At 67.3% G+C, this 22,891-nt stretch carries 16 protein-coding genes; 11 read left to right on the top strand and 5 right to left on the bottom strand.

Annotated elements, in window-relative coordinates:
* Positions 1-88: 88 nt before the first annotated feature.
* The gene (locus ACXJJ3_RS18050; RefSeq protein ID WP_458171329.1) at positions 89-400 is read right to left on the bottom strand and encodes a helix-turn-helix domain-containing protein; all 312 of its coding nucleotides are present in this window, start codon (positions 398-400) and stop codon (positions 89-91) included.
* A 70-nt stretch (positions 401-470) separates the two neighbouring features.
* Here ACXJJ3_RS18050 and ACXJJ3_RS18045 point away from each other — a divergent pair, with 70 nt between their 5' ends.
* A complete protein-coding gene (locus tag ACXJJ3_RS18045; RefSeq protein ID WP_458171328.1) occupies positions 471-1,445 on the top strand; it encodes an AAA family ATPase in 975 nt (324 codons plus the stop codon).
* A 300-nt stretch (positions 1,446-1,745) separates the two neighbouring features.
* Positions 1,746-3,011 (top strand): AlbA family DNA-binding domain-containing protein, encoded by a 1,266-nt coding sequence (locus ACXJJ3_RS18040; protein WP_458171327.1) that lies wholly within the window; start codon positions 1,746-1,748, stop codon positions 3,009-3,011.
* Positions 3,012-3,524: 513 nt separating this feature from the next.
* On the opposite strand, the gene ACXJJ3_RS18035 is transcribed toward ACXJJ3_RS18040, so the two are convergent.
* Entirely contained in the window at positions 3,525-4,883 is a 1,359-nt protein-coding gene (locus tag ACXJJ3_RS18035; RefSeq protein ID WP_458171326.1) for a Shedu anti-phage system protein SduA domain-containing protein, read from the bottom strand.
* Positions 4,884-6,058: 1,175 nt separating this feature from the next.
* Here ACXJJ3_RS18035 and ACXJJ3_RS18030 point away from each other — a divergent pair.
* The 7 genes from ACXJJ3_RS18030 (at position 6,059) to ACXJJ3_RS18000 (ending at position 17,527) form a co-directional block, all read left to right on the top strand.
* Entirely contained in the window at positions 6,059-9,010 is a 2,952-nt protein-coding gene (locus tag ACXJJ3_RS18030; protein WP_458171325.1) for a hypothetical protein, read from the top strand.
* 166 nt (positions 9,011-9,176) lie between these two features.
* Positions 9,177-9,434, top strand: a complete 258-nt coding sequence (locus ACXJJ3_RS18025; RefSeq protein WP_458171324.1) for a hypothetical protein — start codon at positions 9,177-9,179, stop codon at positions 9,432-9,434.
* A gap of 220 nt (positions 9,435-9,654) precedes the next feature.
* Positions 9,655-10,995, top strand: coding sequence for a BTAD domain-containing putative transcriptional regulator (locus ACXJJ3_RS18020; protein ID WP_458171323.1), 1,341 nt, complete (start codon positions 9,655-9,657; stop codon positions 10,993-10,995).
* 79 nt (positions 10,996-11,074) lie between these two features.
* Entirely contained in the window at positions 11,075-13,390 is a 2,316-nt protein-coding gene (locus ACXJJ3_RS18015; RefSeq protein WP_458171322.1) for a fibronectin type III domain-containing protein, read from the top strand.
* A gap of 5 nt (positions 13,391-13,395) precedes the next feature.
* Positions 13,396-14,394: an AAA family ATPase gene (locus ACXJJ3_RS18010; protein WP_458171904.1), complete on the top strand. Its 999-nt coding sequence runs from the start codon at positions 13,396-13,398 to the stop codon at positions 14,392-14,394.
* Positions 14,391-15,503: a DUF58 domain-containing protein gene (locus ACXJJ3_RS18005; protein WP_458171321.1), complete on the top strand. Its 1,113-nt coding sequence runs from the start codon at positions 14,391-14,393 to the stop codon at positions 15,501-15,503. The genes ACXJJ3_RS18010 and ACXJJ3_RS18005 overlap by 4 nt, the downstream gene beginning before the upstream one ends.
* Complete coding sequence (locus ACXJJ3_RS18000; protein ID WP_458171319.1) at positions 15,500-17,527, top strand: transglutaminase family protein; 2,028 nt, start codon at positions 15,500-15,502, stop codon at positions 17,525-17,527. The genes ACXJJ3_RS18005 and ACXJJ3_RS18000 overlap by 4 nt, the downstream gene beginning before the upstream one ends.
* Here ACXJJ3_RS18000 and ACXJJ3_RS17995 read toward each other — a convergent pair whose 3' ends face one another.
* The gene (locus tag ACXJJ3_RS17995; RefSeq protein WP_458171318.1) at positions 17,528-18,976 is read right to left on the bottom strand and encodes a serine/threonine-protein kinase; all 1,449 of its coding nucleotides are present in this window, start codon (positions 18,974-18,976) and stop codon (positions 17,528-17,530) included. It abuts the gene before it with no gap.
* Between the two features lie 119 nt (positions 18,977-19,095).
* Here ACXJJ3_RS17995 and ACXJJ3_RS17990 point away from each other — a divergent pair, with 119 nt between their 5' ends.
* Both ACXJJ3_RS17990 and ACXJJ3_RS17985 read left to right on the top strand, forming a co-directional pair.
* Complete coding sequence (locus tag ACXJJ3_RS17990) at positions 19,096-19,650, top strand: hypothetical protein (RefSeq protein WP_458171317.1); 555 nt, start codon at positions 19,096-19,098, stop codon at positions 19,648-19,650.
* The gene (locus ACXJJ3_RS17985; protein WP_458171316.1) at positions 19,647-20,126 is read left to right on the top strand and encodes a hypothetical protein; all 480 of its coding nucleotides are present in this window, start codon (positions 19,647-19,649) and stop codon (positions 20,124-20,126) included. The genes ACXJJ3_RS17990 and ACXJJ3_RS17985 overlap by 4 nt, the downstream gene beginning before the upstream one ends.
* On the opposite strand, the gene ACXJJ3_RS17980 is transcribed toward ACXJJ3_RS17985, so the two are convergent.
* Positions 20,121-21,764 carry an AAA family ATPase gene (locus ACXJJ3_RS17980; protein WP_458171315.1) on the bottom strand — a complete coding sequence of 548 codons (1,644 nt, stop codon included), beginning with the start codon at positions 21,762-21,764 and terminating at the stop codon, positions 20,121-20,123. The genes ACXJJ3_RS17985 and ACXJJ3_RS17980 overlap by 6 nt on opposite strands.
* Positions 21,761-22,852, bottom strand: a complete 1,092-nt coding sequence (locus ACXJJ3_RS17975; RefSeq protein WP_458171314.1) for a helix-turn-helix transcriptional regulator — start codon at positions 22,850-22,852, stop codon at positions 21,761-21,763. Before ACXJJ3_RS17975 ends, ACXJJ3_RS17980 begins: the two co-directional genes overlap by 4 nt.
* Positions 22,853-22,891: the final 39 nt, after the last annotated feature.

The following is a 22,891-nucleotide window of genomic DNA, read 5'->3' as shown; positions in this document are numbered from 1 at the left end:
GGCACCGGCCGAGACCGTCCGGTCCGCGTCGTAACGAAACGCTCCTGCAGGGCTTGCCGCAAGCTCAGTAATGGCAGACCGTCGACAATCACGTCCGCGATTCTGGCGGTTGAGCTGTCTTAGCGCCACTCGGCCGACGTGTGGCGCGTGCCCGCGAGACGAGCTCATCCAGAGACAGCCCCAAAGCGTCGGCGAGCGATGCCACGACTGTGAAGCCCGGATCGGTCACCGCAGCCTGCTCGATCTTGGCAATCGTGTGCAGCGAGACGCCGCTGACCGTGGACAGCATCTGCCTGGTCATAGCGACCTCGCGGCGCGCTTGGGCGAGGAGCCGCACAACCTCGCGTGCCTGGTCCTCGCGGGCGCGCGTCCCTCGGGTGGGGCGTCCACGTCGAGTCATGGCCGAATTCTAGTGCTAAAATAATACCTCTAACTCAGACGCCGTACCCTACTCCTGAGGAGGTGGATCGATGGCAAATGCCGAGTACCTAGCTGAACTGGTGCGGGCGCACTATGCCGGGGACGATCGACGCTTCTCCAATCTCCTCAATCAGGTGATCGCTTCGGAAGCCCGGGCTGGTCACGCACGTCTGGCCGAGCGTCTTCGGGAACTGAGGATCGAAGGCACACGAAGCGAGAGTCCAGTTCGGGCGACACCTCTCGCGCGCGCTCCTCGGAACCTTGAGCAGGTCCTTTCCGTCGGCTACAGCGACGTCAAGCTGACTGACTTGGTGCTCAGCGAGGAGAATCGCCGCTCTTTGCAGCGGTACGTCGTTGAACAGCGGCGATCGGACTTGCTGGCCGCCCACGGCTTGCGGCCACGGCGGCGACTGCTACTCCATGGGCCGCCTGGTTGCGGCAAGACGATGACGGCGCAGGCCCTCGCCGGCGAGCTCAAACTGCCGCTTGTTCGGGTCCGATTGGAGGTCGTTTTCAGCAAGTATCTCGGCGAGACAGCGAGCACATTGACGGATGTGTTCGCAGAGTCGGGACGGGTGCGAGGTGTCTACCTCTTCGACGAGTTCGACGCCTTGGGACGCACCCGGCTTGATGACACCGACGTCGGTGAAGTTAAGCGCGTAGTCACTACCTTCCTTCAGTTGCTTGACGCAGACCAGAGCGACAGTCTCCTAGTCGCTGCCACCAACACGAGCCAGGTACTCGACGTGGCGCTCTTCCGGCGCTTCGATGACGTACTCGATCTGCCAGAGCCTACGCCTGAACAGAGAGCTGAACTGCTCTCACGTTTGCTGCGTACATGGCGAATTAAGACAACTGCAACGCTGAAGGACGCCGCCTCCGGCCTGTCGTACGCCGACATTCGCGCAGCCGTGGAAGACGCGTACAAGGACGCCGTACTGAACGGTCATGATCGCCCCGAACGTGACGAGATCGCCGACAAGCTCCGCGAGCGGACAAGTCGCGTCCCTGCACAAGGACTCTGACCAAGAGGACCGATCTGCTGATTGGACGACGGTGGTTCCTGAAGCCCCGAGGAGCGAGGCTTCTGCTTTTGCGACCCTTGAGGACAAAGACTCCTTCAACGCGGCCGTCGTCCAGCATGATGGCGCCGGAAACCTGTATCAGACCTTTCGCAGTCGTGGGGCGTGGCAACGGTCCGCGGACCATCCGATGGTCCGTCTCAGTGGTCAGGGTCAGTCGTCGGGCGACGGTGACGACAGAACTGCCCTTATCGCTCGGCCTCACTCGCTGTGGCGACGGGTGTCAGCTACTACTGTTCCGTCATGCGCTCGCACAACCTGTACACACTGCCTGCGGACGAGATCGACTACGACGTTGTCCTGAACTTCGTCTTGGACATCGAAGCAGCAAACCTGGTGACAGAGTCGCTCACTCTTGAGCTGAAGTTGAAGCCAAATGGCCAGAACGTCGTTGAGGCAGTCGCTGGACTGAGCAACACAGACGGCGGACTCGTGCTGGTCGGTGTTGCTGAGGATTTCGTCGGCGAAGAGCGTTTGGTTGGCGTTCCTCGATCGACGCACGATCGCTTGGTGAATCAGTTCCGAAGCCAGATTCCCACGGCCTTGCCGGAGGTAATTCCTGTGGCGATGCCTGACGGACAGAGCCTGATCATCGTCCTGCGAGTCGATGCGGACGCAGTCCCTCATCCCGTAACTGTGAGCGGGCGAGTCCTCTACAGAGTGCCTGGCGCAACCGTGCCGGCCGATCGGGGGCGCGTCATTGATCTTGTTGACAGGGACCGCGCAGTCGACCTGGGTTCATCTCGACCAGGCCATTTCATGCCAGCTCCCTCCGAGTACCAGTTCTGGAGCGACGATTTGGACTCTTTGGCGACGATTCGCATCGTGGGAGGCCTGGTCCTGCCGGGCAGGATCTCTTCCAGGCCCTGGCTCGGAACCGCAGCGCGCGAGGCCGCCATCGACTCGCTCAATGGGTCGCCATTCCCTGCTCGATGCTGGGGAGTAGACCCCCAGCAAGCTCCCTGGCCCGGGTGGGAGGTTACAGACGCGAGATCGACATGGCTGCGACTGCATGGTCCAGCGGAAGATCGATTCAGATCGGCTGGTGGCGTGCATATGCAAGCATCTGCCTATGTGCAGCTGGTCGACCGGCGACTGACCGTGCTGCTCGGGCTGCGATGGTTTCCACTGAACGACAAGGTTGTTCCACTGTCATTCGACAGTCTCTACAGCGCCTTGCTTGCCGGATTGATCGCAGTAACAGAGGCAACCGAGGCTATAGCCGTCGCGGTAGGTGCGGCCGCTCCAACCGAGCCAGCGCCGTTCGAGGCCTGGCTACGTCCGCGCGACGAGTTGCGAGTTGCAGATGTAGTTGCAACAAGCAAGTTCTTACAGGACGGCAACGAGAGACCGTGGGCGGTTGGGTTCCCGATGACATTGGTCTCGGTGGCTGACTCGACGAACCTTGACCGCCTTGCGCGAGAGTGGATGAACGTTGCCCTCCTCGACATGGGACTCAAGGGTTTCGAGGCTTGGCTGACCGACCTTCAACGACCCGCTTGGGCCTGAGGCTCCGCTGACGCGCTCGCCGCGTTCGACCCTGGTGTACCCGTGGCTCTACTGCACGGTCAAGCGTCTTGACCTCGACCGCGGAGCTGTAGTCTGCCTCAACGGTCGACCGATTTGCTTTCATCAACACGCGGCTATCCACCAGAGAATGCAAGCGCGCGCATCCAGCTTGCTGTGATCGTCGCGAACCTCCTTCAGAAGATCACGGATCTCGCGAACGCAGTAAGTAGCGCGTCGGGGAGAGGTAGGCCGCGCCGAGCTCACCAACCCCGCCCTGCGCCAGCTGTCCCGCGACGATAGGCAGCACCAGGCCGAGGTGCCACTTGCTAGACGATCTTCCTCATGCCCGTTCCATGGGCACACATACGTGCTCCGGCGCGCTGACAGCCATCGCCGTCAGGCGGACCTTGCCTGCCTCGCCCACCGCTCGATGCTCGCCTGGCGCGATCTAAGAGAGCATGGCGCGATATGCCATCCACCCTGGTCTGCCGACAGCGCGGCCCCGATGTTCAGCTACCGGTCGGCTGGAGAGTTGGCGAGGAGCTGATGCAATCCTTTCAACCGGTCGAGGACCTCGTCGAACGCGAGCACCTCGACACCGGCGAGGCCGTTCCGGTATCGCATGAACGACTGTCGTTGTTCGGTGGTCAGTGTGCTGATTGTGCCGGCGAGCACCGCTCCTTGCACCACACACGTATCTAGGCTTGGCCAGCCAGGTGTTTCACTCACTATGCGAGCGAGGTGGAGCTGAGCGGACTCGATTTGCGCTTGGACCTGAGCAATGGCGGCAGCCAAGTCCCGGTGTGGCGGGTAGACCTCAGCGCCACCCTTTCCTCGGTAATGCGGCCCCGTCAGGTCCGTGCGGGGCGTCTTGATCTCGACCACAAGGGCGTTTTGGGTCACCGTGTTGACGAGAATGAAGTCTGCGATCCGCTCTCCCTTGCCTTCGGCGTTGCTACTCTTAACCGTCAACTGACTCCCGTATAGCGCCACTGGCGCGGCGAAGAGCTGTTGTAGCGCGAATGGGTTCGTCTCGAAGAACCTCTGCCAATGTGCCTCGTCTTTCGATCGGTCGCCGCGGAGGCCTTCGCCGAAGTGGCCGATAAGCGTCTCGAGTGACACGAGTTCGATGTCATGCCGAAGTTTTCCGAACTCGGCCGGCGCCTCACGCGCTGCCACCTTCGACTCTGCCGCCACCTGCGTCATGAGATTGCGACGGTCGTCGGCATCCATAGCGGGTTCTCCGAGGAGTTCGCGAGTGATCGCTTGGATGATGGGATGTCTGCCGACTGTTGGCTTCCGGGGTTCAAGACCGAGCACTTCAGCGATCGCGTTGTGTGACTCTGTCTTGTTGACTCGAGAGATGACCACCGTACCCCGGCTGTGGTTTAGGTCAATTGCGTGTTTGTAGCTCAGGAACTGGCCAAGGTGGACGTGGAAAACGGGGCCAACCGGCCCTTCATGCGCTGGGTCCCCGAATCGGACGACGCTGCACTCTGAGTTGCCTTCGATTGCATGCACGATTCCTCGGTATCTCCGTCGCAATCCGAGTCCGTACATGAACATCTTGCTAAAGCCTTTCGGGAGACCGGGCATCTCAAGCCCCGCATCGCCATCGACGACAAGCTCCTCTGGCTCCCATGCAGTCAAGTCATCGCTGTCGAGCTGCAACTCTGTGACCTGGCTGAATTGACGCACGAGGCCTTCGCCTGACCTCGTCCTTGGGAAGATCCTCAGCAGTCGATCCTCGGGAACGAAGCGAGCCATAACAATCGGTTCCTTACGGGAACCCTTGACCTGCCATCGGAACACCAGATCCCTGCCGTCAGCCGCAACCTCGACAAACTCTTCGCGACCGTTGTACCGCGTCATCCAGCAGTCTCCCGACTCTCCCCTTGCATGTTGAACACAGCGTATGCTCTATGTGTAGCTCGATGAAGCGGTCAGCGAACTGGGATGCAGAATCTACTGCAGAGACCACACGCGAGTCACGGCGATAAGCCGGACCATGGCGTGCTGGTCAACCAGATCAGAAGCATCCGCTTTGACCTAGTTTGCGCAGCATGCGATCCCCGCTCGCGTAGCCAACCGACTCGCGTGCGGACGCCAGCTGATCCTGGGCATGGACCCGAACGGATCCTAGGCGACCAGAAATCGTTCCAGGTTTGGGTTGTCCGCCCTTTGCTCAGCAGAATCAACGGAAGACTAAGGCTGCGCACAGGAACTGATGCGCATCCTGGTCGTGTGAATTCGCCGATCATGGGTAGTTTTGGCAATTGATGACAAATGATGAGCGCATTCTTGCTAGAGTCCGCGGGTTGTGGGTTCGAACCCCGGGGGCCTACGAAAGCCCAGGTCAGAAGCTTGCCCGGGGGCGGTACTCGTCGTAGGGCATGGTTTACCCCGTGGATTTGCTCTCCGGATCAGCGTTGAGAGTCCGCTCCAGAGAGCTTAGTGCGGCTGGGTTCTTGGTCTTTGGCCTATGTGGATGTCCTGCGTTGTCGACGGTCGTGCGGGCTCGGGGTGGGTTGCGATCTGTGGCGTGCTTTTGGCTGGCGTTGTTGGGGGTCGTCGCGGTCGTGTTGCTGAGCACGTGGGACGTGCGTCAGGGGAACGCGTCGGCCTTGGTCGGTTTGCCTGTTTCGGTTGGTTCTTGACGGTCCTGGTATGCGGGAGATGAGTGAGGGGTGTCGGGCCGTGCTGGCGGTAGTCAGGGGCGGTGGGACTGTGGGGACATGGTCCGGGGCCTTGATCTCTGGGGGCGAGTGCCTTGTGTACCGGTCGAGCGGGGGCTCGACGCACGTTGCGCCATGTCGATGTAACACCGGTATCTGTGAGTGCGATACATCCGGAGGCGGGGCGGACTGCGCCTATTTCTGGCTGGGTTGGCGTGTCGCGACCAGCGTGGCCTGTTGATCGAAGGGACCGGTGGGATGCGTCTGCGATATGGGCGGTCGGCTCTGCTTGGGTTGGTGTTGCTCGGTTTGACCGGTGCGGGGGTGGGAGTAGCTCCCTCTGCGTTCGCGGACCAGCTTCCGGCGCCGACTGTGAGTGCGTGGTCGGCGCCTGATGGCGTCTTCGTCGACTGGGACGACGTGAATCCCAGCGGCTACTACCGCCTGACACGCACCGTCGATGGGGTCAGCACCACGCAGGTGTCGTGGGGAAGCCATTACAGTGATTCCGCCTTGCGGCCGGGGCAGGAGGCTACGTACGTCGTCGAGGCGTACGTCAGCTCTACGGAGACAGGAGTGCCATCGACGCCCGTCACCGATCATCGTGCGACCGAGGGTTGGGTCGCACCGGGTGGGGCCGCGAACGCGCTCGTGATCGGCGCCGAGGGTGTGGCCGCCAATCCATCGAGTCCGCTAGCGCGTACAGAGCTCGCTTGGGACGAGCTAACGGCCATTCCCAGCAGCGCCGAGGGCGACTTGGCCATCGGACGTCTCCCGGGGCCCGGCAGCTACTCGTTATCGGAAACGGCCACTCCGGGATCGGTGCGGATCCGGTCTGCACGGGGCTGCTCGTCGACGCCGGCGAGCGACGTTCAGGGCACCATCACGGTGTACGACGTCGTCTATGGCGCAAGCGGGACACCTCTGGAGTTGGGAGCGGACCTCTCCTGGACCTGTCAGAACGGTCCGGTGCAGCGGGCCAGCGTCCGGATCGCCAGCCCACAGCCGTTCGCGCACGTGGTCGCCGACAAGCCGGCTCGGACGCAGGTAGAGGAGGGCAAGCCGGCCACGGCGATCTGGAGGCTGCACAACGACGGCTCTCAGCCGGCTGCGATCAACGGCGCTGAGGTCAACAAGGGCACCGTCGACGCGACCAACTGCACCGCAGTGCCCCTTGCGGCGGGGACGAGTTGCAACGTGGTCGTGACGGTTCCAGGTTCTGGGGCCGACCTGGACTACTACGACCTGATCGTTGACGTGGACGGGCAACCGAGTGCGGGCGGGATGGGGGAATTCAGCGTCGTCCCGCCGCTCGCGCCGCCGACTGTGCGGCTGGAGGGCCGGCTGCCGCACGCAGCCGAGATTTCATGGGAGGGCGGCGCACCCGGGGTGGGCTCGCTGAAGGCGTATCGCGTTGAGCGACTCGCCTCCGACGGCACCTGGCAGGTCGCCGGGGAGACCACTGGATACACATGGACGGCGCGTGACCTGCGCTCAGGCCAGGACGCGACCTTCCGCGTCGCGATCGTGAACTCCGCAAACCAGGTCTCCGAGCCGTCCACTCCGGTGTCGGTGACGGCCCCGCTGGAGGGCCTGCTCTGGCTGAACAACGACGTCCGGGGCGGCTCCAACCCCACCGACCCCGGATCGGTGTCCGTCATCCCGACCATCACTCCCTACGGCCTGGTCGGGGCCAACGGTGTTGACGTCGCACCGGATCGCAGGCACCTCGCGGTGACGACCGGTGGCCCAGCACGTGGCGAGTGGAAGCTGCTGGTCACCGACCTCGACGGGACCAACCAGCAGGTCGCGTACGCCGTCACCGACACGAAGCGCGGATTCAGCACCCCCCGCTTTAGCCCTGACGGTCGACGGCTTCTGATCAGTTACGGCGTTGCACCCCAGATCGTCGACATCGCCGCCAAGACGGTGACGTCGCTCGACTTCCACCAAGGCGAGCCCAGCGGCTGGTCCCCGGACGCCACACGCGTACTGCTGCGCGGCGGCCTGCTGCCCAACGGCCAGACCGACACCGGCGTGCGTTGGGCGCTCGCCAAGGCCGGCGACCCGGCCGTCACGCAATTGGCCGGTACCGCCGGCGCTACCGGGGCGGACGTGTCTCGCACCGGTGCCGTCGCGGTCACCATGCCGTACGGCAGCGGTGGCGGCGAGCTGCGTATCGTCCCGCCGCAAGGCGGCGCGCCTGTCACGGTGTGGCAGCGATCCGACTGCTCGGTAGGCCAGCCGCGGTTCGATCCCACCGGAAACCGCATCCTCGTCCTGGCCGGCGGGACGAACTGCGCCCTGGGTAACGGGCGATTCGTCCTCACCCTCCCGCCGTCCGGTCCTGTCTCCGACATCAGGCATTTCGTGAAGCAGACCACTGGCCCCGCGGTGTGGGAGGTGCCGACAGCGATCGCGCCCACCGCGACGGTCACGATCCCCGCCGTCACCGGGCCAACCGCGACCGCAACCATCACCGCAGCCGACGCCGACGACGCCGTCGGCGGCCTGACCCGGCAGTGCCGACTCGACGCCGGAGCCTGGACAGCCTGCGGCGTCAGCTGGACAGTCGGCAAACTTCCAGCGGGACGCCACACGATCTCAGCTGCAGTGACCGATCCAGCCGGCAACACCAGCCCCGCCGCGTCGGCGTCCTGGACCGTCGACACAACCGCCCCCACCGTGTCGCTGACGCCGCCGACCAGCCCGGTCCTCGGTAGCGCATTGACACTTCGCTGGACCGGCACCGACACCGGCGGCGCCGGCGTGAACAGCTACGACGTGCGCGTGCGATACGCGTCGCCGTACGGCGCATTCACCGCCTACACCCAACCGTCCGCCTGGCAGGGACTCCGCACCAGCGTGCTCAACCTGAAGCTCAGCCAGGGCTACACCTACTGCTACGCGGTCCGGGCCCGCGACAACGTCGGCAACATCGGAGGCTGGCGCACGGAGCGCTGTACAACCAGTGCTCTTGACGATCGAGCTCTCAGTGTCTCGACCGGCGTTGCCCGCGGCACCAATACGGCGTATACCTACGGCACCTACAGCCGCGCGACGGCCAGCGCACGGACGTTCGCCCGGACCGGCATCCAAGCGCGCAGGCTGGCCGTCGTCGTCACCACCTGTCCAACCTGCGGCTCCATCGACGTCACCCACGCCGGTGTCTACCTCGGCCGGATCTCGCTCACCTCGACCAGCACGCGGGTCAAGCAGGTGCGGTGGCTCCCACTGCAGTCGGCCACCAGGACCGGCACCGTCACTCTCCGAACCCTCAGTACACGGCCGGTGGTCATCGACGGCCTCGTTGTCCAACACTGATGCCTACCAGACTGGCTGGGCGGGTTTGTTTCGGTGGGGTTGCTGTTGTGGGGCGGTGTGGTGGCGGGGTTTGGGCTGGGTTGAATGGTTTGTGGGGTGGGAGGGGGCCGTCTAGCGTCGGGTGGCGTTGCGTAGGGCAACGAAATCGACGTGAGGGAGATGGCTGATGAGGGCTGTTCGGCGGGCGGTTGTGATGGGGGCTGCGGCGGTGGCTGTGGTTGTTGGTGGGGCTTCGGCGGCGCATGCGCAGACGGAGGCTGAGCACACCACTACCTGTGCGACCCAGGACGCGTGTATCAAGTTGCAGAACATCACTCAGCACAACGGGTACCAGGTGTCCGACGTCTGGTATCGGGATCCGGACACGACCTGTGCGCCGGAGTGGAACTGTGCTTACGGGTGGCAGTTCCAGTGGTGGGACTGAGCTGACTCTGGGGTAACTCGGCGGGCGGCATCCCCTCTCGGAGGTGGGATGCCGCCTGCTGTCATGTCCGGGGTCTTTTTGACCCACCGGTCCGGTTTGATGGGTGGGGCTGGGGTAGTTACCTTCAGTAGTGGAATGTCGGCGGTGTGTGCGGAACCGTCTGGTGGCTCTTTGCGTCGGAGTGGTTCGTTGAGTCCAGCGCAGGTGGAGGTGTGCGGCGGTGTTGTTCCGGGTGCTGGGGCCGGTGGAGATCGATGGCACCGATGCGGTGAGCTATATCCGTGCCGACAAGCCCCGGGCGCTGCTTGCTCTGTTGCTGGTGAAGGCGAACAGCTGGGTGGGCGTTGGGGAGATCGTGGATACGGTCTGGTCCGGTCGGACGCCGCCGGTGTCGGCCGAGCGCAACATCGGTACGTACATCTGGCAGCTGCGTCGGACGCTCCCGCCGCTCGGTTTGGACGGGCAGCGGATCGAGAGCCGGTCCAAGGCGTACCGGATCCGGGTCGAGGCCGGTGAGCTGGATTCCGATCGGATGCAGACGCTGCTGGACGCGGGTGGTGACGCCCTGACGGCGGGGGATGCGCCGATGGCGTTGAAGCACCTGGAGACCGCGCGGGCGCTCTGGCGCGGTACGCCGTACGAGGGGCTTGTGACTGACCAGCATCAGCCGGAGGTGACGCGACTGACTGAGTTGCACTGGTCGGTGCGGGAGCGGCTGGCGGATGCGTTGATCGGTACGACGCGGTTCGCGGACGCCGTGGCGTTGTGTAAGAGCCTGACGACCGAGGACCCGCTCCGGGAGACGAACTGGGCGCGGCTGGTCGTTGCGTACCGGGACGCGGGCCGGCGTGCTGACGCGCTCGCGACGTACCAGAAGGCCCGGGCGGCGCTGGTGGACGAGCTGGGGACCGAGCCGGGGCAGGAGCTCCGGACGCTGCAGCAACAGCTGCTGACCGACGTACCGGAGCAGCCCAAGGAGCCGGCCGGGCCGGATGCGTACGTGCGGACAGTGCTGGAAGCGGCTGATGCGTTGGACGGCGAACACGCCGTGGCCGCGCGCCACTGGTTCACAACGAGGCATGTGGAGTTCGCTACCGCCGTACGCCGGCTGCTGGCTGAGAAGGACGTGGCCAACGCGTGGCTGCTGACCAGTGCGTTGCACCAGTTCGTGGAGACGGGCGGTGACGTACCGGACTGGGCTTCACTCGTGGCTGATGTCGCTGCGGCTGCCCGTGCCGGTAAGGACTGGTACGGCGAGCTCATCACGCGCAACATCCTCGGGAGCGCGTTGACGCGGACCGGGCGGCTTACGGCGGCACGTGCCGAGTTCACGGCGGCTCTAGGGATCGCCTCGGTGCACGACGACCGGGACGCCGAGGGCACGGTCCTGGTGAACCTGGCGATGGCCGAGGCGAGCGGTGGTGCCCGCCAGCAGGCTGCTGAGTACTTCCGCCGCGCCCTGCGGCTGCTGCCGGAGGGGCCGATCGCCGCGGAGGCCCGGCAGGCCCTGGCTGAGCTGGGCGAACCCGAGGACCCCGCGCACGCGACCGTGGCCTCGTGACGACCGCTTCCGGACGTCTCGTGGCCGGATGTATCGCCGCTGTACCGCAGCTGGACAATAGAAGGGCACGTTTAGCCTCATGACTCGCCTCGCCAGTGCGATCCGCCGCCCCGTCGCGTGGTGGACGATCGCGGCTCTGGTCCTCGGGACGTTCATCGGGTACTCCGCGCTCGGCCGCGGCGCCCCGGCGGTCGCGTTCCAGCAGGCCGGGCACTGGGTGTACAACGCCACGCTCGGTGCCGTCTTCCGGGTCGACGGCGGCGGCAAGAACGTGGACGCCGAGGTCCGGGGCGTCCAGGCCGAGTCCGGCAGCCAGGTCGTCCAGGGCGCCGCCAACGGGTACGTCGTACGTTCCGACGGCGTGATCGTGTTCGGCAAGTCGAACCTGACCGTGAAGAACTCGGTCCGGATCGGCATCCCGGAGGAGCCGCTGGGGATCGAGGCGCAGAGCGGCCCGTACCTGGTGTACCGCCAGCACGGCCAGATCGTCCGGCTCGGTGACCAGCTGCAGACGATCACCGTGGGCAGTGTGGTGTCCAGTGCGATCGCCACCGCCGACGGTGCGCTGTGGCTGCGCGACGCCGACCACTTCTGCAAGCTGGCGCCCGCGGCGACCACACTGGCCTGTGAGCTGCCCGCACAGGGCAAGGACGCCGGGGCGCTGCTGAGCGTCGCTGGCAAGCCTGCCTTCGCCAACCTGAGCAAACGCACCCTCACGCCGCTGTCTGGCGACAAGGCGGGGCATGCGGTGCCGCTGGACGTTTCTGGCGCTCTGCCGACCACGTCGGTCGTGGCGCAGTCGGACGTCAACGGCCGCATCCCGATCCTGGCCGGCCAGCGACTGCTGCTGGTGGACGCGGCCGGGGCCAAGGCGGCCGAGAGCATCACCCTGCCGCCGGGACGGTACGACGCCGTCGCCGCGACAGGGGCCTCCGTGGCGGTCCTGGACGCCGACAAACGCGTCGTACGGACGTTCGCGCCGGACGGCAAGCCGCTGCACACGCACGACCTCGGCAAGAAGAAGGGCGACCGGAAGGGCGGGCCGCGGGTCACGGCCGGGCAGGACGGCCGGCTGTACATCGACGACGAGACCGGCCAGGTGGTGACCGTCGTCGACGGTGACGGCTCGGTCAGCGAGGTGGACGTGAACGGCGGCGACAAGCCGGTGTCGCCGTCCGCGACCAAGCCGACCACGACCCCGACGCCGAACCCGACCACGCCGACTCCGACGAGTACGCCGACGTCGACGCCGTCCACCCCGACGCCGACGCATCGGCCGATCCTGCCGCCGGTGCGGGTGACGATCGGGAAGCCGCGCGCGACCGAGACCGTGCTGCCGCCGCGCCCGACTGTGCACAAACCGAAGAACACCGTGACGACCAAGCCGACCCCGCCGCCGACCACGAAGCCGACGAAGCCCACGGCCAAGCCGCCGCGGAAGCCGACCGTTCCGCCGCCGGCCGCGCCTGGTGCGCCTGGGGCGGTGACGGCCAAGCCCGGCAGCGGTAAGGCGACGGTGACGTGGACGGCCGCACGGGCCAACGGTGCCGCGATCTCCGGCTACAAGGTGAGCTTCCGAGTCGCACCGGGCACGTATGTGGTCGGGCTGCCGGCGTCGGGCACAGTCACGGTGTCGGGCAGCTCGCGGAGCCATAGCTTCAGCCAACTGCTCAACGGCGGCGGCTACATCTTCACTGTGCAGGCGATCAACAGCGTTGGGTCTGGGCCTGCCGTGGACTCCAAGGTGATCTCGATCAACGGCAAGGCTGACCCGCCCGGGCCGCCGACGAAGGTCACCGCGGCCGCCAAGCCGGACGGCTCGGTGACGGTCTCCTGGACGTCGCCCAACGCTTCCGATTTCACGATGACCGGCTACACCGTGATCGGTTCGGACGGCACGAAGACCCAGGTGCCGACGTACACCACCACGACCACGCTCAACCCGGCCAAGGGCAAGGCCGTGAGTTACCAGGTGACAGCCTCGAACAACGCCGGTACGTCGAAGGGCTCCGCCGCCAGCCGCACCGTTTACCCGTACGGTCCGGCGGCTGCGCCCAAGGTGACCGCTACGCCGGGCAAGGGCTCGCTGACGGTGACCTGGACGGCGCCGAACCTCGGCGGCGGCCAGTTGGTGCACTACGTCGTCTCCGTGACTGGTCAGGCGGACAGGAACGTGACAACGACCAGCACGCGCTACACCGGCATGTCGGCGCTCGCGGTGACCGTCTCGGTCACGGCCGTCACCCGCGAGCGCAACAACAGCAGCAGTGCAACAGCGACTGGTACGGCGGGTTCGACCACGGCGACGCCGGCGGCGGGTGCTCCCGCGCTGCCTCCGGCGAGTGCGCCGGCCGGGGTCGTCCGACGGACTGCGCGGCGACGGAAGGACAGGTAGTGGGGATGCGGGACGCGGGCGGCAGCATGGAGCCGCAGCAGGCGTACGAGCTGATCGCGGCCAACGTGCAGCGGGTGATCCGCGGCAAGCCGCAGGTCGTCCGGCTGGCGGTGGCCACACTGTTCGCGGGCGGCCATCTGCTGATCGAGGACCTGCCCGGCCTCGGCAAGACCAGCCTGGCGCGGAGCCTCGCGCGCAGCATCGGCGGTCGCTGGAGCCGGATCCAGTTCACGCCCGACCTGCTGCCCGGCGACATCACCGGTGTGGTCGTGTACGACCAGGGTCAGGGCCGGTTCGTGTTCCACCCGGGCGGTGTGTTCGCGAACATCGTGCTCGCCGACGAGGTGAACCGCGGTACGCCGAAAACCCAGTCCGCGCTGCTCGAGGTGATGGCCGAGCGGCAGGTCACCGTGGACGCGGAGACCCGGCGGGTGCCGGACCCGTTCATGGTGCTCGCCACGCAGAATCCGATCGAGATGGAGGGCACGTACCAGTTGCCGGAGGCGCAGCTGGACCGGTTCCTGCTGCGGATCGAGATCGGGTACCCGGACCACGACGCCGAGGTCGAAGTGGTCGCGCTCGACGGCGCCGGCCCGACGCCCGACGACCTCGAGCCGGTCATCGACCCGGAGACGCTGCGCGGTGTCGTGGCCGCGGTGAAGTCGGTGTACGTCGACGAGGCCGTGATGGCGTACGCCGTCCGGCTCGCCGCGGCGACCCGTCTGCACAGTGCGGTCCGGTACGGCGCCAGCCCGCGCGGCAGCATCGCCCTGGTCCGGGCTGCTCGGGCTATCGCTGCCACCGACGGCCGGTCGTTCGTGACGCCGGACGACGTCAAGAACATCGCGCACCCGGTTCTGGCGCACCGGCTGGTGTTGACCGCCGACGCGACGCTGGCTCGTCGTACGGCGGAGAGCGTGGTGGACGACGTACTCGAAGACACTCCTGCCCCGGGTAACCCCGTACGGCGTGATCTCAAGCGGGCTCTTGGCGTCGTGTCATGACGACGCGGCTCACGCTGCGAGCCTGGGGAGTGCTGGGCGGCTCGGTCGCCCTGCTGGTGGCGGGGCAGCTGCTCGGGTACCCAATGCTGCAGGTGTTGGCCGGAGCGGGACTCGCTGTGGTGCTCGTGAGCGTGCTGACCGTCGTACGACGCCCGAAGGTGACCGTGGAGCGCGTCTTGTACCCGGACCGCGTCGAGTGCGGTCAGCCCGCACTAGCGCGGCTGGTTGTTCGTAACGAGGCCACCCGGCGGCAGCCGGCGTTCGTCGCGGCGGACACGGCCGGCCGCCACCAGTCGGAGGTAGCCGTCGCAGCCCTCGCGCCCAACGGTGCTGCGACGTACCACTACGAGCTGCCAACGTCCCGTCGAGGCCCTGTACCGGTGGGACCGTTGCTGTTGCGCCGGTCCGACCCTTTCGGGCTGGTGTCATGCCGGGTGTCGATCGGTAGCGCTGCAACGCTTCTGGTCCATCCGAAGCGGTACGCCGCTCGTACCGCATCCGGCATCCGGCAGCGGCATCACTTCGAGGGCCCAGTGTCTCAGTTGCGCGGCTCGATCGACCTGCGGCGGCTGCGTGAGTACGTGCCGGGTGATGAGGTCAGACACGTGCATTGGAAGGCGTCCGCGCGCGCAGGTCGCCTCATGGTGCGTGAGTACGTCGACCCGGACCAGCCGCGCCTCCAGGTCGTGCTGGACACGCGGACGTCGGTGTTGTCGGCCGACCAGTTCGACACCGCTGTTTCCGTCGCGGCCTCGATCCTGGTCGTTGCTGCACAGTCCGGCCAGCGGCTGCGGCTCACGACTCCGTGCGGTACCGACCACGACGTACAGTCCGTGAGCGATCTGCTCGACGAGCTGGCGAGGATCGAGCAGTCGACGACTACGTCCAACCTGTTGGAGTCGCTGCCGGCGGTACGGGACGGTGGGGCGCTGGTTGTGCTGACTGGCGACACCGCTGACCTGTCGACGGTACGGACGAGCTACCGGCCCGTCGTGTGCGTTGACGTGACTCATGAGGAGGCGGCGCTCCATACAGCTGCCGGTGTCCACGTCATCCACGCGGACAACGCACAGAACGCCGTTGACGCGTGGAACGTCGTACCGACATGAGTCGACGGCTACCGGTCCTCGGAGTACTCGCCGCAGCTGTCGTAGCGGGCCTGTTGTTCGCACCGCTCTTCGGTACGTCGGCTGTGCTCTGGCCGATGTTGGCGGTCGCGGTTGTCGCTTACCTGGTTGAGGAATCGATCCTGCACCGGCCGCAGCTCGTCCGGTGGCGGGTGCCGTTGACGCTGGTCGGTGGCGTTGTCGCGTTGCTGGCGGTCATTCCTGGTGCGGCCCGGCGTCCGGTGTCGTTGTGGGAGGCCGTGACCTCTGGCTGGCGCCGTACGCTCGAGTCGACGTGGCCGGCCAGTCCGGTGCCTGATCTTGTCGCCTTCGTGCCGCTACTGGTCCTTCTTGCCTGTTTGATCGGTGCGCGGGTGCTGGAACGCTCGCGGCTATTGGCTTCGCTGCCTGCGGTCGTGGTGGCTGGGCTGTCGCAGGCCTATGTAACGGTGACCGGTTTCGATGCAGTGCTTGCAGGGCTGGCGCTCACAGCTTGCTGTGTGCTCGTTATGGTGCAGTGGGAGTCCTGGGTCCGGCTGGTCGCAGCACTCGCTGTTATGGCAGTGGCAGGCAGCACGCTCGGTGTGGCGTTGCCTGCGTCCAGCGCCGTACACCTGCCCAAACCCAGCCCTCCTGATTCGCCGACGGTGTTGAGTAACCCGCTGACCGAGATAGCTGCACGGCTGCACTCACCGGACACCGTGGTCTTCACAGCACGTGCCAACGGGCCTGTGGATCGTTGGCCGGTCATTGCGCTCGACTCGTTCGACGGAGTGACCTGGACGGCCTCTCCGAAGTTCCAGCGGCTCGGCCGCGAGCTCCCGCTCGACTCACATGTCACAGTCCCGGTACGGCGCCAGTCCGCCGATGTAGCGCTGGGGGACTGGTCCCTGCCGTGGCTGCCGAGTCAGAGCCGCACGGTGTCCGTGGTGGACGACAAACCGCTACTGGTCGACCCGTCCTCGGGGGCATTGCTGGCAGAGCAGTCGCGGCCGTCGCAGTACCGCGTCAACTGGGACGAGCCGACGGTGAACGTCGACGACCTGGCGTCGGCAGGCGTCGACTCGGACCTGCGCAGCGGTGACGACCTCGGCGAGGTGCCGACCGGTATCGACGAACTGGCCCGCACGATCGCCGGCGACGTCCGGCCGTCGTTCGAGCTCGCCCTCGTGCTCGAGAAGTACCTGCGGACCAACTACAAGCTCGCGGCCGGCGAGAACCTCCCGACCGGCCACGGGTACGCCCAGCTCAACTACTTCCTGCTGCACAGCAAGCGCGGGACGTCGGAACAGTTCGCGGCGGCGTACGTCGTGATGGCCCGCCTGCTCGGGCTGCCGGCGCGCCTGGTGGTCGGGTTCAAGCAGCCTGACACGCCGAGCCCCGACGGTACGTACGTGATCCGCAACCGCGACGTGCTCGCCTGGCCGGAGGTCGCGGTGACCGGCGTCGGCTGGGTACCGCTGGACCCGACCGGCACGGCCACGTCCACAACGGGCAAGGGCGGCCTGGCCGGAGCGGCCGAGACCGTACGCAAGAACCTGCCGTCCACCAAGGAGATCGAGCGCGAACACCAGTCCGAACCGAACCTCCCTGCTCCGAAGCCCCCAGCCACGCACCACTTCCCGGGCTGGGGCGCGTTGCTGGTCGCGGGCGGCGTAGTGGTCCTCGCACTGCTGCTGTGGCTCGTAGGAGTCCCGCTGGCCAAAGCCGTACGTCGTCAGCGCCGTCGACGGCACGGGACGCTCGGGGCGTGGGCGGAAGCCCGTGACCTGTTGCGGGACCACGGCATGCGGGTAACGCCGGCCGCGACCGCACGGGACCTGGCGCGTGATTCGGACGGTGCCGTGTCGCAGGCGATGACCTTGCTGGCCGGGTGTCTCGACCGGGCGCTGTGGTCCGGGCAGGACGCCGACCCGGACCGGGAGTTCGCGTGGTCCGCCGTACGGAAGGCCAGGCGTGGTCTGGCCGAGGGACGGTTGACGCAGCGGATCCGGACGACGCTCAGTGCGCGCAGCCTGATCGGCTGATCAGCGCCCTTCGCACTGGGCGTCACGGATCGGGCGGGACTGCGACTGGCCCGGGTTGAGCCCGTCGGTCGCCTGGATCGCGAAGCAGTACTGCACACCGGGCACCACGTCGACCTTGTACTTGGTCCGCTTGTAGACGAGGGTCGTCTTGGCCTTCTGGCCGGCCTGGGCGACGACGACCGCGTAGTTGACGTCGGACGGTCCGCTCCAGCTGAGGTCGACGTACGTGCTGTGGTCCACGGGCGGGTTCAGCGTGATCACCAGGGCCGGGGTGGACGATTGTGTCGGTGTCGGCGCGCTGATCGGCGGCTGGTCGGTGTGGTCCTTGCGGTTGGCCAGGGCGAAGCCTGTGATAAGCGCAGCGGCCAGTACTACGCCACCGGCCACCAGGAGGCGGTTGCGGCGCTTGGCCGGTGCGGGTGGCGCTGCCGGCGGTGGTTGGGCAGGAACAGGAACGGGCGCAGGCGTTGGGGGCGGAGTCGCGACCGGCTGAGGTGCTGGTTGGGGCTTAGGAGCAGGCGGAGCCGGGTTGGTTGCCTGAGGCCACGATGGGAGGTCCTTCCGTTTCAGGACCGTCGGTCGTGGCCGCATCGCGGCAGCCACCGGCTTCGGCGCGGGAGCGACGGTCGGAGCGACCGAGCGCGCAGCGGGCATCGGCGTCGCGGAGGCCGCGAGTACGCCCAGCGCGGCCGCCACCTCCGCCGCGGAACCCGGTCGCTTGGCCGGGTCCTTCTCGAGTAGCCGCGCGATCAGCCCGGCGAACGAGTCCGGCAGTACGTCGAGGCGCGCGGGCGGGTCGTTCAGCACCCGGAGGATGTGTTCGCCGGCCGTCTCGCCCATCCGCGCCGCGAGCGGGGGTTTGCCGCTGCCAGCGGCGTACAGCACGGCGCCGAGCGCGTACAGGTCGGACGAAGCCGTCAACGTCCCGTCGCGCAGGGTCTCCGGTGCGATGTACAGCTGGCTCGGTGAGTTCAGGGCGGCGTGGCCGGTGTGTTGACCGAGTCCTAGCGTCAAAGCGGACAGCTGCGGGCGGCCGTCCTGCTGCAGCACCACGGCGCCCGGTGTGAGGCCGCCGTGCACCAGCCCGGCCGCATGGATCGCGGCCAGCCCTTCCGCGAGCTGCTGGCCCAGTACGGCGAGATCAGCCGGAGAACGTAGCTGATCGCGCAGTTGGTCCGCCAGCGTGCCGGTGTCGGCAGTCGTGATCAGGTACGGGTAGCCGTCGGTCATGCCCGGCTCCAGTACCCGTGCCACCTGCGGATGGTCCACTCCCTGCAGCGCCTTCGCCTGCTTGGCGAACGTGGCCGCCGTACCGGCGTCGACGCGCACCGGGTACACCAGGGCGCTGACCGTGGTCCCTTGCCGTAGGCATCGGTACACCTGCGGGATACCGGACCGGACCAGCGCTACGTCCGTACAGCCTGGAACGGCCGGTCCTGTGTCTGTCACGTTGTCCATCTTCTCTTGTGAGCAGGTCGTTCGCCGCGACACCGGCGGCTGCGGCCACACTCTGGCCACATGCTGCAAGCTGTCTGCCGCCGTCGGCCGCGGCTGTCACCGTGAGTTGCATGACCACGTTGATGTTCCCGATCGGCCACTGCCTCGGGACGTACTACGCCGCGGGCACGGACAGCCATGTCCAGCAGGTGCGGCTCGGTGGTGAGATCGTGGGGCTGACCGACGAGGAGTTCGCGGTCTGGTCGCTGGCTCACGGCCTGGCCGACGACCGCAGCCGCTGGGACCGCCACCGGATCGGCGAGCTTTTGTCCGGCAGCGGGATCCCGGATTGCGTCGACCAGCTGCTGGCCAGGAACCTGCTGGCCGAGGTGGACCTGGACGGCCCGGCCGACTTCGCGGCACGCCACCGGCTGCTCCCGCTGCACCTGGGCCTCGGGAACTCGCCGGAGATCACAGCCGTGTTCAGATCGGGTACGACGGAGCTCCCGCTGGCAGGCATGACCCGTACGCTCTACGACCTCTGGCTGTCGGGTCACCGGTCTCCCAATCTCCTGGTCGCGTGCAAGGCCCACGACGCGGACCTGAACGCCGTACTGGCCTCACTGCATGCGTTGCTCGCTCCGAGCGCCGCGTGCCTCGACCTGGCGACGGAGGAGCAGCCGTGATCTTTCCTGTCGGCCATGGCGCCGGGCCGCGCGCCAACGACGAGTACGTGATCCGCGTTGGTGGCGCGGAGGAGGTGCTGAGCGAGCCTGAGTTCGCTGCTTGGGTACGCGCGCACGAGGAGGACTACACAGACCAGGAGCAGGTGGACGTACTGCTTCGGCGGGGGCTCTTGGTGCAGGTTGACGACGTCAACGCCTTCGCACAGCAGTACAGGCTGCTGCCGTTGTTCATTGGGCTCGGTAACCGTCCGGATGACCAGCAGCAGTTCGCCATCGGCGTGCCGGGCCTGGAACCGCTGGCAGTGGTGTCGGCGACGACGTACGAGCTGTGGCAGTGGGGTTGGGTGGCGCCGTCGCTCTGGGCGCATTGTGAGGTGCTGGGAACGATCGGCGAGCGGCCGAAGCTCGATGCCGTACTCAACGGCGTGTCCGCGCTGCTGGCCGACTTCGTCGCGGTTCTTGATCCGGTGTCATGAGACTGCTGCGCTCACGTCGTCCAGGCGGAGCGTACGGAGTTCGCTGAGGCCTGGCATGCCGCCTAGCTTCCGTAGGCGCTGCGACTGCGCCTTGCGGACCCGGTCGAACAGCCGGCGGGCGTCGCGGGCGTTGCCGAAGTTGGTGGCCTGGGAGACGACGGCGAAGTGCCGGTGCAGCAGCGGCTCGGCGCCGTCGTCCAGGTCGTACTCCTGGGCAGCGACCATTCGCTGCACGATCAGCGTGAGCTCGTCGGGGGAGTAGTTCTCGAAGTCGATGGTCTTCGAGAACCGGGACGCGAGGCCCGGGTTGGCGTCCAGGAAGCGCAGCATCTCGTCGCTGTACCCGGCCACGATCACCGCTGCCTCGTCGCGGTGGTCCTCCATCAGCTTCACCAGCGTGTCGATCGCCTCTTGGCCGAAGCTGTCGTTCTCTGCGCCGGCCCGGGACAGCGCGTACGCCTCATCGATGAACAGGACGCCTCCGGTCGCGCTCTCGAACACCGTGGTCGTCTTCTCCGCCGTATGGCCTAGGTACTGACCCACCAGGTCACGCCGTGCGACCTCGTTGAACTGGCCCTTCGGCAGTACGCCGAGCGCGGCGAGCAGTTTGCCGTAGATCCGGGCAACGGTGGTCTTTCCGGTCCCAGGAGCGCCGGCGAACACCAGGTGGTGGCTGAGGCTCCCGATCGGCAGCCCTGCCCGGCGTCGCCACTCGTTGACCTGGATCTCGTCAATCAGGCTCCGTACTTCGTCCTTCACACTCGCCAGGCCGACCATTGCATCCAGTTCGGCGAGCAAAGACTCCACGTCTGTGCCTGCAGGCTCGTCTGTGGTCACACGTGCTTGCTCAGCATCTGTTACGGCGACCAGTTCGGGCTCGGCCAGCTCGAGTGCGGGCTCTGCCGTGTTCTCCCAGCGGCAGGACAGTACCTCACCACGACAACGGCGCCCGTACGCAACAGCCGGTCCGGCGACGTCGCGGACGACCGTGTGCCGCAGTACCGCTGTCGAGTCGTAAGCGATCAGGATGCCTGCTTCCGACGTACCGGAGACCTCGCACGCGTCGATGGTCGGGCGGCCGTACTGGTACGCGTAGACGCCGCGGCGGCCGCAGTCGGTGATCTGGCAGTCGTGCAGTACGACGGTCGCGCCGAGGCGGACGATGACGCCGTCCGCGGACGCCCCGGTCACCTTGGTGTGCTCGACCTTCGCCGTGCAGTCCTCCAGGACGAGGCCGTGCTCGCCGCCGCTCACCTGACAGTGCGACACCGTGACCTCGGCCGGACCGGTGACCTGAACGACCGGACCGAAGCCGGCCGACAGTACGGACCGCTCGGCGCGGAGCGTGCCGCCGTCCAGCTGGATCGCCGGGGCGTCGCCCGCGCGGATCGTCAGGTCCCGGAGCGTCAGCCGGCCGCCGGACGCGCGCAGTACCGGTGCGGCGGCGGTCGTGGCGTCGATGATCACGTCGTCGCCGTCCGCGGTCAGGGTCACCGAGCGGTCGGCCAGATCGATGGTCTCCAGGTACACGCCCGGGGCGATCGAGATGACCGCGTCGTCGGGTGCGTCCAGGACGGCGGACCCGATGCTCGGGTACGCGCCCGGACGGTCCGGCGACACCAGCAGGGTCCGGCTCATCGCGTCCCCACCCAGCCGCGCTCGGACGCCTTCAGCCCGGCCTGGAACCTGCTCTGGGCCCCGAGGCGGGCCATCATCTCGGACACCATCCGGCGTACGGTCCGGACCGAGACACCGAGCTGGGCGGCGGCCGACGCGTCCGTACCGCCGTCGCTGAGCAGGGACAGCACCTCCCGTTCGCGGACGGTCAGCCCGGACGCGTCGCCGAGGCCGGTCGGCTGGCGGAGCGGGGTGGCGGCGTGCCAGACGCGTTCGAACAGTTCGGTCACCGCGCCGACGGCAGCGGCCAGCCGGAGGATACTGACCGCGCCACGGCCAGTACGGTCGGCCGGGAGCGCCACGGTCGCCGTGTCGACGATCATCGCGCAAAGCGGGACCGTGGTCGCTGTACGGACCTGGGCGCCGTTCCTGGTCAGCTGCTGCAGCCGACGGGCCAGCATGGGGTCGGTGCGGGCCGCGTCCGGTACGAGGATGCGGTAGCGCACCGGTAGGACGCCTGTGCCGAGTTCACGGAGGCCCGCGATCGGGTCTGCGAGCGCGGCGGTGGCCGGCGTACTCACCAGCACCTCACCGGAGGCTGAGCGGAGCAGGCCCTCGATGGTGCGCTGGGCCGCGGCCGGGCTGCCTGCCCAGTCCAGGGCGCCGTTGCTGTCGCCCAGCGGTGCCGGGTGCCGGCGGGCGAACTCCCCGGCGATCTCGGCCGCGGCGACCCGGCTGCGCTCGAGGTCACGGGTGACCCGGGCGAGGTCGGCCTCGCGTTCGGCGAGCAGGGCGGTGAGGCTGAGCCGCGGGTTGAGCGGCCGGACCACGTCACCCGAGCTGTCGCGGGCCAGCAGGCCCAGCGCGGTCAGGTGCCGGATGACCTCGTGGGTGGACTCCTCGTCCAGGCCGAGCCGCTCGCCGAGTTCGGCGGCGGTCCAGGACGGCCGCTCGAGCACCGTCAGGTAGGTGCGCTCGGCGGTCGCGTCGACGCCCAGGTGGGCGAGTCGCAGCCCGGTGAGGCGTGGCTGCGGCGGGTTGGGTACAGCACGCGGGTAGCGGACCGCACGGGGGTACGAAGCGCCTTCGACGGGCTCTGACTGGGACACGGGACACCTCGCTGGGATTCGGTGAGTCGGACGGACTCG

The sequence above is a fragment of the Kribbella sp. WER1 genome, from assembly GCF_054189145.1.
Note: the sequence above shows the minus strand (reverse complement) of the source record. Positions and strands in the feature narration are given on the sequence as shown.

Coding starts and splice junctions, on each gene's coding strand:
- ACXJJ3_RS18050 (WP_458171329.1), bottom strand. CDS start 400: ATGACTCGACGTGGACGCCCCACCCGAGGGACGCGCGCCCGCGAGGAC.
- ACXJJ3_RS18045 (WP_458171328.1), top strand. CDS start 471: ATGGCAAATGCCGAGTACCTAGCTGAACTGGTGCGGGCGCACTATGCC.
- ACXJJ3_RS18040 (WP_458171327.1), top strand. CDS start 1,746: ATGCGCTCGCACAACCTGTACACACTGCCTGCGGACGAGATCGACTAC.
- ACXJJ3_RS18035 (WP_458171326.1), bottom strand. CDS start 4,883: ATGACGCGGTACAACGGTCGCGAAGAGTTTGTCGAGGTTGCGGCTGAC.
- ACXJJ3_RS18025 (WP_458171324.1), top strand. CDS start 9,177: ATGAGGGCTGTTCGGCGGGCGGTTGTGATGGGGGCTGCGGCGGTGGCT.
- ACXJJ3_RS18015 (WP_458171322.1), top strand. CDS start 11,075: ATGACTCGCCTCGCCAGTGCGATCCGCCGCCCCGTCGCGTGGTGGACG.
- ACXJJ3_RS18010 (WP_458171904.1), top strand. CDS start 13,396: ATGCGGGACGCGGGCGGCAGCATGGAGCCGCAGCAGGCGTACGAGCTG.
- ACXJJ3_RS18005 (WP_458171321.1), top strand. CDS start 14,391: ATGACGACGCGGCTCACGCTGCGAGCCTGGGGAGTGCTGGGCGGCTCG.
- ACXJJ3_RS18000 (WP_458171319.1), top strand. CDS start 15,500: ATGAGTCGACGGCTACCGGTCCTCGGAGTACTCGCCGCAGCTGTCGTA.
- ACXJJ3_RS17990 (WP_458171317.1), top strand. CDS start 19,096: ATGACCACGTTGATGTTCCCGATCGGCCACTGCCTCGGGACGTACTAC.
- ACXJJ3_RS17980 (WP_458171315.1), bottom strand. CDS start 21,764: ATGAGCCGGACCCTGCTGGTGTCGCCGGACCGTCCGGGCGCGTACCCG.